The sequence below is a fragment of the Paraburkholderia sp. SIMBA_054 genome (genome assembly GCF_046534875.1).
Lineage (GTDB): Bacteria > Pseudomonadota > Gammaproteobacteria > Burkholderiales > Burkholderiaceae > Paraburkholderia > Paraburkholderia hospita.
The window spans coordinates 113608-126594 of record NZ_JAWRXV010000006.1; the positions used below are offsets into that span (position 1 = coordinate 113608).

Below are 12987 nucleotides of genomic sequence, written 5' to 3' on the forward strand. Positions count from 1 at the left end.
CGCAGCAGTGGTTTCGGAATATTTCGGATGATGAAAATTTTAGCATGGCGACTGAAAGGCCGGTTGCCGTGCACGAGGACGCCCGCCATGCAGACGCTTCCCTTGACAGACCAGGAACTCGCCGCCTGGTTGCGGCTTTCGACGGCGCCGGGTCTGAACCCGGCCGCCCTGCGCCGCTTGCTCGCGGCCTTCGGGCTACCCGAAGCCGTGTTATCGCAGACATTCGCGGCACTCGCAGAGGTCACCGATGAAGCCACCGCCCGGGCCGCGCTGGCGCCGCCGCCCGCGGACTTTCCCGCGCAGCTCGACGCGGTGCGGGCGTGGCGCGAATCGCCCGGCAACGTGCTCGTCACGCTCGACGACCCCGCTTATCCGCCTCTTTTGCTGACCATGCCCGATCCGCCGCCGCTGCTATATGTAAAGGGACGGGTCGAACTGATGCACGCGCGCAGCATCGCCGTAGTCGGCAGCCGCAGCGCGACGCCGCAGGGTATCGAAGACGCGACCCGCTTCGCCCGCGCCTTTTCGGACTCGGGATTGACCGTGGTGTCAGGGCTTGCGTCGGGCGTCGATGGCGCGGCGCATCGCGGCGCGCTTCAAGGGCGTGGCAGCACGGTCGCGGTCATCGGCACGGGCGCGGATCTCGTCTACCCCGGCTCGCATCACGCGCTGGCGCACCAGATTGCCGCACACGGCGCGATCGTGTCGGAATGGCCGCTCGGCACGCCCGCCCGGTCCGCAAATTTTCCGCAGCGTAACCGGCTGATCGCGGGGCTCGTCGGCGGCGTGCTGGTCGTCGAGGCGGCGATGCGCTCCGGCTCGCTGATTACGGCACGGTTCGCGAACGAGATGGGGCGCGACGTCTTCGCGATTCCGGGTTCCATCCACGCGCCGCTCGCGCGCGGCTGCCACCGGATGATCAAACAGGGCGCGAAACTCGTCGAAACGCCGGAAGAGGTGCTCGAAGAGCTTGGGTTTGCCGCTCCGCCGCCGCATGCGCCCGCGCAAGCGCCGCGGCTCCGGGCAGTCGCGAAGCCGTCTCACGCCGAGGACGGCACCCTGCCAGAAAGCGGGACGCCAGTGCCGGCGGAGGCCAGACGCCTGCTCGATGCGCTCGGCCACGCGCCCGCCACGCTTGAAATCCTGGCCGAACGCACCGACATGGACGACACGCTGCTGCAAAGCACGCTGCTGCGGCTCGAACTGGCGGGCGAACTCTGTGCGCTGCCCGGCGGCCGGTACGTCCGCGCAGCGCGCAGCGGGTGACGCCTCGTGCTACATTCGCGCCAAATAACCCATGCAATACCGAAGGAAACCGCCATGCCCGCGCTGAACCTGGACACCGACGCGAAACGGATCGCCGAGCTCGTGAATGACAGCGAGACGCTTTTCGTTGCGTGTTTGTGTGCGGAATGGTGCGGGACCTGCCGCGAATACCGCACCGCGTTCGACACGCTCGCGGACAGGCATCCGGATATTTGCTTCGCATGGATCGATATCGAGACTCACGCCGACCGTTTCGACGACCTTGACGTTGAGAATTTCCCCACAATTCTTATAGAAGACAGCGTGACTACCCGTTTTTTTGGAACGGTCTTGCCGCAGGCGGCGATTGTCGAGCGGATGCTGGTCGATCTGACCGCGCTGCCCGGCGTTAAGGGCGCACCGAAAATGCGCCCCGCTCTGCTCGAAGCCTGAAACGTCCGCGAAACGCCGGGATTGTCCCGGCCCCGTTTTCAAACTTGCGGGCGAGTACGGTACGGCATTTGCAAAAATCGTTGCGCGATACGGGAAAACGGCTCGGGACGGACGCGAAACCGCCTTCTGTAGCGCCTGTCACGCGCTTGCCCAATTGATCTGGGCGCAATTAAGATGACCCGCTTTTTTGGGCCCACCGGTTGCCGTTGCGGCGGCGTGTGCTATAAAGCGGTCGTTAATGGGTGCCAAACCCGGGTTGGAAAACCCGAGGTCCCAGCCCGAACCCACCAATTTATTTTCAGTCATGTCCAAAGCACTGATCATCGCCGAAAAGCCATCCGTCGCGAACGACATCGCACGGGCTTTGGGCGGTTTTACCAAGCATGACGAGTACTTCGAAAACGACGATTTCGTCCTTTCGTCGGCGGTTGGCCATCTCGTGGAGATCGCTGCGCCGGAAGAATATGAAGTCAAACGGGGAAAATGGAGTTTCGCCAATCTCCCCGTTATTCCGCCGCATTTCGATCTGCATCCAATCGCGAAAAGCGAGTCGCGGCTGAAGGTCCTGAACAGGCTGATCAAGCGCAAAGACGTCGATCGCCTGATCAACGCATGTGACGCGGGGCGCGAGGGTGAACTCATTTTCCGCCTGATCGCGCAGCACGCAAAAGCGAAGCAGCCGGTGCAGCGCCTGTGGCTGCAGTCGATGACGCCCGCCGCGATCCGCGACGGCTTCGCGCAACTGCGCAGCGACAACGACATGCAGCCACTCGCGGACGCTGCGCGCTGCCGTTCGGAAGCGGACTGGCTGGTCGGCATCAACGGCACGCGCGCGATGACCGCGTTCAACAGCAAGGGCGGCGGCTTTTTCCTGACCACCGTCGGCCGCGTGCAGACACCGACGCTGTCGATCGTCGTCGAGCGCGAAGAAAAGATTCGCCGCTTCGTGCCGCGCGACTATTGGGAAGTGAAGGCGGAATTCGTCTGCGCGGCGGGCTTCTATGAAGGCCGCTGGTACGACCCGAAGTTCAAGAAGGACGAGTTCGATCCGGAAAAGCGCGATTCGCGTCTCTGGAGCCTGCCCGCTGCCGAAACGATCGTCGCCGCCTGCCGCGGCCAGACGGGCATCGTGACGGAAGAGTCGAAGCCGTCGACGCAACTGTCGCCGGCGCTCTTCGACCTCACCAGTCTGCAGCGCGAAGCCAACGGACGTTTCGGCTTTTCGGCCAAGAACACGCTCGGGCTCGCCCAGGCGCTGTACGAAAAGCACAAGGTGCTGACCTATCCCCGTACCGACGCGCGCGCGCTGCCGGAAGACTACCTGGAGACGGTCGCGCACACCTTGGAGATGCTCAAGGAGAGCAACAACTATCTGCCGTATGCGAAGCAGGTGCTCGACAAGGGCTGGGTGAAGCCGAACAAGCGCATCTTCGACAATTCGAAGATCACTGATCACTTCGCCATCATCCCGACGCTGCAGGCGCCAAAGGCGCTCTCCGAGCCCGAGCAGAAGCTGTACGACCTCGTCGTCAAGCGCTTCCTCGCGGTGTTCTTCCCGGCTGCCGAGTTCCGCGTGACCACGCGTATTACGGAAGTCGTCGGCCATCATTTCAAGACCGAAGGCAAGGTGCTCGTCGAGCCGGGCTGGCTGCAGATCTATGGCCGCGAGACGGCCGGCGAGGACGCGAATCTCGTCCCCGTTCAGAAGGGCGAGAAGGTCAAGACGGACAAGATCGCCGCGCAGCAACTCGTGACGAAACCGCCCGCACGCTACAACGAAGCAACGCTGCTGTCGGCGATGGAAGGCGCGGGCAAGCTCGTCGAAGACGACGAACTGCGCGAGGCAATGGCCGCAAAGGGTCTGGGCACGCCGGCAACGCGCGCGGCCATCATCGAAGGTCTGCTGGGTGAAAAGTATCTGGTCCGCGAAGGCCGCGAACTGATTCCGACCGCGAAGGCTTTCCAGCTGATGACGCTGCTGCGCGGCCTCGACGTGAAGGAACTGACCGCGCCGGAACTGACGGGCGAATGGGAATACAAGCTGTCGCAGATGGAGCGCGGCAAGCTGCAGCGCGACGCGTTCATGCAGGAAATCGCCCGCATGACGCAGACCATCGTGAAGCGCGCGAAGGAGTACGACTCCGACACGATTCCCGGTGACTACGCGACGCTGCAAACGCCCTGCCCCAATTGCGGCGGCCAGGTGAAGGAAAACTACCGGCGCTTCGCCTGCACGAAGTGCGAGTTCTCGATCTCGAAGATTCCGGGCGGCCGGCAGTTCGAAATCGAGGAAGTCGAAGAGCTTATGCAGAAGAAGCAAATCGGTCCGCTTTCCGGTTTCCGCAGCAAGATGGGCCGTCCGTTTTCGGCGATCCTCAAGCTTTCGTTCGACGACGAGACGAAGAACTATAAGCTCGAGTTCGACTTCGGCCAGGATCAGGGCGGCGAAGACGGCGAGGCGCCGGACTTCTCCGAGCAAACGCCGGTCGGCGCATGTCCGAAGTGCGGCGGCAAGGTGTTCGAGCACGGCATGAGCTATGTCTGCGAGAACTCGGTCGCGAATCCGAAGACGTGCGACTTCCGTTCGGGCAAGGTGATCCTGCAGCAGGAAATCGCGCGCGAGCAGATGGCGAAGCTGCTGGAGAATGGGCGCACCGACCTGCTGACGAACTTCAAGTCGTCGCGCACGGGCCGCAACTTCAAGGCATTCCTCGTCAAGCAGAGCGACGGCAAGATCGGCTTCGAGTTCGAAAAGAAGGAACCGAAGGAAGGCGCAGCGAAGAAGACGGCCGCGAAGTCTGCGGCCAAGGCGGCGCCCGAATCGGCAAACGACGAGGCAGCGAACGAAGCACCGGCGAAGAAGGTTGCAGCGAAGACGGCTGCTGCCAAGAAAGCGCCTGCAAAGAAGGCCGCTACCAAGACGACGGCGGCGAAAACCGCGGCGCGCAAGACGGGCTCTTAAAGCCTGTTGTCCGACGGCGCGTCGCCGCCTGACGCGCCTACCCACAGCGCACGCGAGCGAGAGCAAGCGCGCAGCAAAAAGCGCAGTCACCTTTGACGGTGACTGCGCTTTTTTTATCGTCTATCCGGAACGACGCCGAGTGCGCCTCAATGCGTCGGCGAAACGATGCCGCGTGACCGGTTCAGCGTGCGCGTCGCCGGCTTGGCCGGGATCTCGCCATCCAGCAGGCTCGACAGAGGCTCGGCGCCGTCGAACGCTTCCGGCGGCATCGACACGGCCGTCGATTCGAGCATCGACGGCGCGCGCTCCACGCCGTCCTTCACCCATTGTTCGCCAAGCTTGCTGTTCGGCGTCTGGTTGAAATGCTCGACGAGGTGATCGATAAACGTGCGGACCTTTGCGGGCAAATGCCGCCGGCTCGGGTACGCGATGTTGATCTCGACCTGCGGCAGACGGTAGTCGCTCAGGAGCCGCACCAGCTTGCCGCGCGTCGTGTCGCGCCCGATCAGATAGCTCGGCAGGATCGCGATGCCCATGCCGAGCAACGCGAACTGACGCAGCATTTCCGTATTGTTCGCGACGATCACGTTCGTCGGACGCACGCGCACTTCGCCGTCCGGGCCGGTGAACACGCGCTCGTCGCCCCAGTATTCGGACGGCAGCGACAGGCAAGGATGCTCCAGAAGCTGCTCAGGCCGCGTCGGCGTGCCGTGCTTCTCCAGATACGCAGGAGTCGCGCAGACGGTCATACAGCCCGTCGTGAGCCGCCGCGTGACGATGCTCGCGCTGCGCATATGCCGCGCGATCACGACACCGACGTCAAATCCTTCTTCGACGAGATCGACCTGCCGGTCGACCAGCGTCACATCGGGAATCACCTTCGGATAGCGCTCAGCGTAAGTCTGAAGCACGGGCGCAAGGTTATGCAGACCGAACACGACGGGCGCGACGATGCGTAGCGTGCCAACGGGCTCGTGATTGCGCGCGACGACCATCTGCTCGACGTCTTCGAGCTCGTCGAGAATCTGGCGGGCGCGTTCCAGATAAACCTGACCGGATTCAGTCAGCGAGAGACTACGTGTGGTGCGGTTGAGCAGTCGGGTACCGAGGCGACCTTCCAGATCGGCAACATGACGGGTGGCGACTGCGTTTGAAATATCCATCGCGCTAGCCGCGCGGGCGAAACTTCCGAGATCCGCCACTTTGACGAAAACTCGCATCGACTGCAAATGATCCATGGACAACTCCTGCCGTATTACCGCTCCCCCGCGAACAGGAAGCACATTTGGGATTTTCCTACGACTAGGGAAATCCTGCAGAAGTTGCCTAAGAAAGCAGAAATTTTATGAAAATTTGAGTCAATATCTTAAGGGACGGAATAGCACATGGCCTATTGTTCCCATTGTTGAAACAATTTGCTGCATCGCGTCGGAATCGCGTCGGTAGCTCGAACAGCGAAAGCGACGCGTCGGTGGTAGAAATGGGGTCGAAAGGTGACGCCAAAATGGCCGAAATGACGAAAAAGCCGCCCGGAGGCGGCTTCGTCGTTCGTTAGTGAACGCTCACGACATCACGTGGCCAGCTTCTTCTCCAGCGCGTTCCGCGTATCTTGCAGTGCGGCAGGCAGGCCCTGTTTCAGCGTGTCGAACAATTCGCTGTGCAATGCGAGTTCCTTGCGCCACGCGGCATCATCGACGGAAATCACCTGCTCGAACTGCTCGCGGGTGAAGTCGAGCCCGCTCCAGTCGATATCTTCATAGCGCGGCGAGACGCCAAATGCGTGTTCCTGGCCCTGCGCCTTGCCTTCGACCCGGCCGATCATCCAGCGCAACACGCGCATGTTTTCACCGAAACCCGGCCACACGAACTTGCCGTCGTCGCCCTTGCGGAACCAGTTGACGCAGAAAATGTTCGGCGTGCGCGCGCTCATCTGCTCCAGTTTCGCGCCCGTCTTTAGCCAGTGGCCGAAGTAGTCGCTCATGTTGTAGCCGCAGAACGGCAGCATCGCGAATGGATCGCGCCGCACGACGCCCTGCTGGCCGGCTGCGGCGGCCGTCGTTTCCGAGCCCATTGTTGCGGCCATGTAGACGCCCTCGACCCAGTCGCGCGCTTCCGTTACCAGCGGCACGGTCGTCGAGCGGCGACCGCCAAAGACGAACGCGTCGATCGGCACGCCAGCCGGATTCTCCCAATCGGCGTCGATCGACGGACATTGCGAAGCGGGCGCCGTGAAGCGCGCGTTCGGGTGCGCGGCCTTGCGCCCCGTTTCCTTCGCGATTGCGGGCGTCCAGTCCTTGCCCTGCCAGTCGATCAGATGCGCGGGCGGCTCGTCCGTCATGCCTTCCCACCAGACATCGCCGTCGTCAGTTAACGCGACGTTCGTGAAGATCACGTTTTCCTTCAGCGTCGCCATCGCGTTGAAGTTGGTCTTTTCGCTCGTGCCCGGTGCCACGCCGAAATAGCCAGCCTCCGGGTTGATCGCGTAGAGACGCCCGTCCTTGCCTGGCTTGATCCACGCGATGTCGTCGCCGATCGTCGTGATCTTCCAGCCGTTCATGCCTTGCGGCGGGATCAGCATCGCGAAGTTGGTCTTGCCGCACGCCGACGGGAACGCGGCCGCGACGTGATGCTTCTTGCCTTCCGGCGACGTAACGCCGAGCACCAGCATGTGCTCGGCGAGCCAGCCTTCGTCGCGGCCCATCGTCGATGCGATGCGCAACGCGAAACACTTCTTGCCGAGCAGCGCGTTGCCGCCGTAGCCCGAGCCGTAGCTCCAGATTTCGCGCGATTCGGGGAAATGGACGATGTACTTCGTGTCATTGCACGGCCACGCGACGTCTTTCTGGCCCGCCGCGAGCGGCGCGCCAACGGAATGCACGCACGGCACGAATTCGCCGTCCTCGCCGAGCACGTCGTACACCTTGCGGCCCATGCGCGTCATGATCCGCATGTTCGTGACGACGTACGGGCTATCGCTCAGCTCGACGCCGATATGCGCGATCGGCGAACCGAGCGGGCCCATCGAGAACGGCACGACGTACATCGTGCGGCCGCGCATTGCGCCATCGAAGAGACCGTCGAGCGTCGCGCGCATCTCAGCGGGCGCGATCCAGTTGTTGGTCGGGCCGGCGTCCTCGCGATGTTGGGAGCAGATGAACGTGCGATCCTCGACACGCGCGACATCGGACGGATCGGACCACGCGAGATACGAATTGGGCCGTTTGGCCACGTTGAGCTTCTTGAGGGTGCCCGCTGCGACCATCTGCGCACTCAGACGGTCGTATTCCTCCTGCGAACCATCGCACCAGACGATCCGCTCTGGTTTTGCCAGCGCGGCCACGCGCTGCACCCACTCGATCAGTTTTTGATGTTTGACCCAGGCAGGCGCTTCGAGGGTCGAATGGCCTGCAAATGCGGGATGATTCATCGAGCTGTCTCCGTTTTGGTAGAAAAAGAAAAACGGTCCTAGCCCAGCGACGCTGCATGCGAGAGGCGATAATCGGCGCGAAGTGTTTTAAGGTGCGCGCGATCCAGCAGTCGTAAGGGCCTTCCAGCCTGTCGCCGACACGTTGAAACCGTCTGTAAAGCGGCTTGCGCGGACATGCAACAAACTGTTAAAAACGAGGGAACTTGCCTCGCCGTCGTGGCTCCGTCATAGCGGCTCCTTGCACGGTAAGGCATTCACAATAAGCATCATGTGGTCCAGGTCACATGATGGGACACCCGAATAAGACTTTCCGTTCCGCACCCGCATGGTGCGTCGCAAAACATATACGCCATGAAGATTGCCATCCTTGACGATTATCAAGACGCCGTCCGCAAGCTCGACTGTTTCCAAATGCTCGCCGACCACGAGGTCAAGGTCTTTAACAACACCGTTCGCGGTCTGGGCCAGCTCGCCAGCCGCCTGTCGGAAGTCGACGCGCTGGTCCTGATTCGCGAACGCACCCGCATCAGCTCGCAACTGCTCGACAAGCTGCCGCATCTGCGCATGATCAGCCAGACAGGCCGTGCAGGAAGCCATATCGACATCGCCGCCTGTACCGAGCGCGGCATTGCCGTGCTCGAAGGCGTCGGCTCGCCGATCGCACCCGCCGAACTGACGTGGGCCCTAATCATGGCCGCGCAACGGCGCATTCCGCAATACGTGGCAAACCTTAAGCAAGGTGCCTGGCAACAGTCCGGTCTGAAAACCTCGGCGCTGCCACCGAACTTCGGTCTCGGCCAGGTGCTGCGCGGACAGACGCTCGGCATCTGGGGCTATGGCAAGATCGGCCGGCTGGTGGCGGGTTACGGCAAGGCGTTCGGGATGAACGTGTTGATCTGGGGCCGCGATCACACCCGCGAAGCGGCGCTCGCCGACGGCTATCAGGTCGCGGAAAGCCGCGAGGCGCTGTTCGAGCAGAGCGACGTGTTGTCGCTGCATCTGCGCATGCACGACGACACGCGCGGCATCGTCAAGCAGGACGATCTGATGCGCATGAAGCCGACCGCGCTCTTCGTCAACACGAGCCGCGCCGAGCTGCTCGAAGAGAATGCGTTGATTGGCGCGCTGTCGCACAACCGTCCGGGCATGGTCGCGATCGACGTCTACGAAAGCGAGCCGATCCTGCAGGGCTACAGCCTGCTGCGAATGGAAAACGTGATTTGCTCGCCGCACATCGGCTACGTCGAGAAGGAAAGCTACGAGCTTTATTTCAGCGCGGCGTTCAAGAACATTCTCGCGTTCGATCAGGGCGATACGTCGAGCGTCGCGAATCCGGAAGCGCTGCAGGGCGGACGCCGTCGGTAAGTGAATGCATGCGGCCCCGCGCGGGCCGCAGCGCCTTTAAGTACGCGTTTCAGTCGTGCGCGGCGGCGTCGACCAGTTCAGGCACGCGTTGTAGAAACTGCTCGCCGTCCACGCGTCCGAGATTGTATGCGTGCTGCATCTGCGACGGACTCGTGTAGTCCCAGCTCGAAATCGGCACTTTGCGCGACGGCTGCACGTACAGCCTCTGTTGCGTGCCATGCGGCACGACGAACATCTGCGGACGCGGATAGATCCGCGTCACCATCACCAGCACATTGCCGGGCGACGGATCGAGCGCGCCGACGGGCACATTGTCGACCATCCCCCCATCCAGCACGGGACGCCCATTGCGCCGCAGAACAGGCGTGAACGGCGGCGTACACGACGACTGGAGAATCAGGTCCGCGAGTTCTTCTACGCTCGTGCAATCCTGCGCGCGAACGAATTCCGGATGAAAACCGAGCGACTGGCCGAGCGTCGGATGCAGCGTCTTGCGGATGTATTTTTCGATGTTATAGGCGATCAATCCCGCGGCGACGGCGCTGCGCGCGCCCAGCCAGCGCGGCACGTGCGACACGCCGATGCGGATTTCCGGCGCCTTCGCCAGTTGCGCAAACTTTTCGCCGTAGATATCGAGCAGCGCCTGCCGGTAGATCCGGTAGTGCGGAAACACCGATTCGCCGCGCAGCAGATTGCCCCAGTACGCGTTCTTCGTGTTGTTGCGCAGCGCGCTCTCGTAATAGCGCATCACCCAATCGGCGTCGCGCGTGTAGAGCATGCAGGCCGTGGCCGCGCCCGCGGAAATGCCCGTGATCACGCGCGGCTTGATAGCCAGTTCCGGCTGAACCACGTCCCAGAATCCTGCTTGCCACCAACAGCGATTGCCGCCGCCAGCGAATACGACCTGATCGAACATCCGTTGCTTCCTTCGATTGCCGCGGCGCCGGTTCGCGCTGTCGACAGGCGCGCTCAGTTGAGCAGCGCGTAAGTGGTGGTGGCGTGGACGGCCATCTTGCCGTCGTCGTCGGTCAGCTCGACTTCGCCGAACACGAGATTGCGGCCCATGCGCAGCACGCGCGCCGTGATAACCACGTCGCCTTTGCGAACGGCGCGCATGAAGCTGATGTTCAGCGAAACGGTGGTCATCGGTTTGAACCCGCCGAGCGCCGCTGAAATCGCGACAACCATCGCCGTATCGGCGGCTGCCATGAAGACCTGGCCGCAGATCACGCCGCCGCTGTGCCTCAGTTCGCCGGAAAACGGCAAGCGCAGCGTCGCGCTTTCATCGTCGACCTTGATGGGCGTGAGCGACAGCGCGCGCACCCACGGCGCGAGCACACGGTCGAGCAATTCCCGGACTTCGGTTTCGTCCATCATGATTTCCCGTTGGGGCCGCGCGGAAGGCTGCACGGCATGGTGTCGCGACATGATACCGGGACGAACGCCCGTGCGCTTCGATAGTGCTTTCGGTGGATGCTGGCGGTCCCGTCCTTCTTGGCAGGGCCTGCCGCGAGATCTTTTTTTAAGAAATTTGCGAGATGCACTTGCCAAGCAAGAAAAACTCCTGCATAATTTCGCTTCTGTTGGGGGCGTTAGCTCAGTTGGTAGAGCAGCGGACTCTTAATCCGTAGGTCGAGTGTTCGAGTCACTCACGCCCCACCAAGAATTAGGAAGGCCGGTCAAGCGAAAGCTGACCGGCCTTTTTGTTTTCCCCGCCGCGCGCCCAACAACTTCAATTCCCCGGCACGGCCGCATCCGAAGCCGCCTTGGCCATCTTGTTCGCCCTTTCCGCTTTAGCAAGGGCCTGCTTCTTCAGATATTCGACCGTGCCTTGAAACGCCGGGCTGACGTCGGGATACGAAGCATCCGTGACGAAGTTCAATCCATTCTGCTGCGCCTCGATCAATTCCTGATACACCTCTGCGCGCGTCTTGCCTTGCGCGAAGACATTCGTCGAACCAAGTGCAGCGACGGCGACAGCCAGCAATGCGAGCATCTTCATTTCCAACTCCTTTGAAAACGTGCGGTACGCACAATGACGAACCACGCGACGCTGCAATCTATTCCCACTCGCCACACTAAAAAATAAATATGGATATCTAACTATCTAGGAAAAAAACAAAAGCGGCCACACCCGAAGATGCAGCCGCTCAACGTCAAAAGCATCACCAACATCAACCCGGCGTCGCCCCAGTCAACTGCGCATACACATCGTGCGCAATCTGCAACATCACCTTGCGATCGATACCACCCGACACCGCATAGCCAAAATCGCCATCGACCCAATAAAAAACATTCACCGGCCCTTCCTGATAAAGCTTGAACGCCGTCGTATTCGCATTCACCTTTCGATGAGAAATACAAAGCGTCACGCGCTCGCCGTTCGCGTTGTGATACATGAACTGCGCAACGGGCCCGTCGTCGCCGGGCAATATTCGGCCGCCCGCGAGCTCGAATCCGCTTTTCGTGAGCATCGGCGGATGCACTTCGGTACCAAGCTTGTTCGCGAGGTACTGCACGAAATCCTGCTCATGATCCTCGCCGATCTGCGCGGGACGACTAACGGTAGGCATGTACACGACGTGCGCCAACGCCGCCTTCTGCGCGAACACTTCCGAAGCATCCGCACTCACGGGCCGCGTATTCGACGTTGCCGACGGCGCACTCGCCCACGGCGCAGCCACATCCTTGCCCATGTTCGTGCCGACACCAATGCCGATGCCCAGCACCAGCGCCGCCGCCATGCCCGCAAACTGCGGCCAGTTCGCCGCGCTGAGCCAGCGACGCTTCTCCGGCATACGCAGACGCGCAGGCACAGGCTCGTTCAGCACGCGGTCATAGCGCTCATGGAACATGTTGTTCAGCGAAAAGTAATCGCTCACGCGCGCCGCCAGCGCGGGATTCAGTTCGATCGCGCGCTCTACCTCTTCACGGCGCTCGTCGGACAGCGTGCCGTCCACGTACGCATGAATCTCTTCTTCGCTGATGGGAGTCTGTTGATCGCTCATCGCACCACCTTCAGTTTCGCGCCGGGCTGTGCGCCCGCCATCAATGCGCGCAAGCGCTCGCGTCCACGCGAGAGCCTCGACATCACGGTACCGACGGGGATGTCGAGTGCAATCGCAACTTCGGCGTAACTCATTTCCTCTAGCCCAACCAGCAAGACGACTTCGCGCTGATCCGCGGGCAGACGCTGCAACGCGTAGTCGAGATCGCGCACTTCGAGCGAACGCGTCTGCTCGCCCGAGACCGCAAATTCGCTTTCGACAATGCTCTCGTCGTCTACCGAAACGTGAACAGCACGCGACGACGACTTGCGCACCTGATTGACGAACACGTTGTGCATGATCGTGAAAAGCCATGCGCGCAGATCGGTTCCCGCCTCGAACATCTTCGTGCGCGTGAGCGCGCGTTCGAGCGTGTCCTGCACGAGATCGTCCGCGAGATCGCGATTGCTGATCAGCGCGCGTGCATAGCGGCGCAATCGCGGCACGTGGTCCATCAACTCGTTACGGATGTCCATTTGCTCTACCCA

General features: G+C 61.9%; 11 protein-coding genes and 1 tRNA gene. 5 read left to right on the top strand and 7 right to left on the bottom strand.

Annotated features, from left to right (window positions below; translation table 11 throughout):
- Positions 1 to 87 precede the first annotated feature (87 nt).
- The 3 genes from dprA (at position 88) to SB822_RS09340 (ending at position 4660) form a co-directional block, all read left to right on the top strand.
- Positions 88 to 1266 carry a DNA-processing protein DprA gene (gene dprA / locus SB822_RS09330; RefSeq protein WP_410854521.1) on the top strand — a complete coding sequence of 393 codons (1179 nt, stop codon included), beginning with the start codon at positions 88 to 90 and terminating at the stop codon, positions 1264 to 1266.
- A gap of 54 nt (positions 1267 to 1320) precedes the next feature.
- Positions 1321 to 1698, top strand: a complete 378-nt coding sequence (locus SB822_RS09335) for a thioredoxin family protein (RefSeq protein ID WP_007733542.1) — start codon at positions 1321 to 1323, stop codon at positions 1696 to 1698.
- A gap of 304 nt (positions 1699 to 2002) precedes the next feature.
- Positions 2003 to 4660: a DNA topoisomerase III gene (locus SB822_RS09340; protein ID WP_410854522.1), complete on the top strand. Its 2658-nt coding sequence runs from the start codon at positions 2003 to 2005 to the stop codon at positions 4658 to 4660.
- Positions 4661 to 4806: 146 nt separating this feature from the next.
- On the opposite strand, the gene SB822_RS09345 is transcribed toward SB822_RS09340, so the two are convergent.
- A complete protein-coding gene (locus tag SB822_RS09345) occupies positions 4807 to 5898 on the bottom strand; it encodes a LysR family transcriptional regulator (RefSeq protein WP_007581949.1) in 1092 nt (363 codons plus the stop codon).
- A gap of 332 nt (positions 5899 to 6230) precedes the next feature.
- Positions 6231 to 8087: a phosphoenolpyruvate carboxykinase (GTP) gene (locus SB822_RS09350; RefSeq protein ID WP_410854523.1), complete on the bottom strand. Its 1857-nt coding sequence runs from the start codon at positions 8085 to 8087 to the stop codon at positions 6231 to 6233.
- 351 nt (positions 8088 to 8438) lie between these two features.
- Between SB822_RS09350 and SB822_RS09355 the strand changes: the two genes are divergently transcribed.
- A complete protein-coding gene (locus tag SB822_RS09355) occupies positions 8439 to 9452 on the top strand; it encodes a D-2-hydroxyacid dehydrogenase family protein (RefSeq protein WP_180729307.1) in 1014 nt (337 codons plus the stop codon).
- A 49-nt stretch (positions 9453 to 9501) separates the two neighbouring features.
- Here SB822_RS09355 and SB822_RS09360 read toward each other — a convergent pair whose 3' ends face one another.
- On the bottom strand, positions 9502 to 10368 hold the full coding sequence (locus SB822_RS09360; RefSeq protein WP_410854524.1) for a patatin-like phospholipase family protein: 867 nt from the start codon (positions 10366 to 10368) through the stop codon (positions 9502 to 9504).
- A gap of 53 nt (positions 10369 to 10421) precedes the next feature.
- Entirely contained in the window at positions 10422 to 10826 is a 405-nt protein-coding gene (locus SB822_RS09365) for a PaaI family thioesterase (RefSeq protein WP_007581942.1), read from the bottom strand.
- A gap of 212 nt (positions 10827 to 11038) precedes the next feature.
- On the opposite strand from SB822_RS09365, the gene SB822_RS09370 reads away from it, so the two are divergent.
- Positions 11039 to 11114, top strand: a tRNA-Lys gene (locus SB822_RS09370).
- 70 nt (positions 11115 to 11184) lie between these two features.
- Here SB822_RS09370 and SB822_RS09375 read toward each other — a convergent pair.
- From SB822_RS09375 to SB822_RS09385, 3 genes are all read right to left on the bottom strand, one after another.
- Complete coding sequence (locus SB822_RS09375) at positions 11185 to 11454, bottom strand: DUF4148 domain-containing protein (protein ID WP_007581939.1); 270 nt, start codon at positions 11452 to 11454, stop codon at positions 11185 to 11187.
- Between the two features lie 172 nt (positions 11455 to 11626).
- Entirely contained in the window at positions 11627 to 12460 is an 834-nt protein-coding gene (locus tag SB822_RS09380) for an anti-sigma factor family protein (RefSeq protein ID WP_410854525.1), read from the bottom strand.
- A complete protein-coding gene (locus SB822_RS09385; RefSeq protein WP_007581935.1) occupies positions 12457 to 12975 on the bottom strand; it encodes an RNA polymerase sigma factor in 519 nt (172 codons plus the stop codon). The genes SB822_RS09380 and SB822_RS09385 overlap by 4 nt, the downstream gene beginning before the upstream one ends.
- Positions 12976 to 12987: the final 12 nt, after the last annotated feature.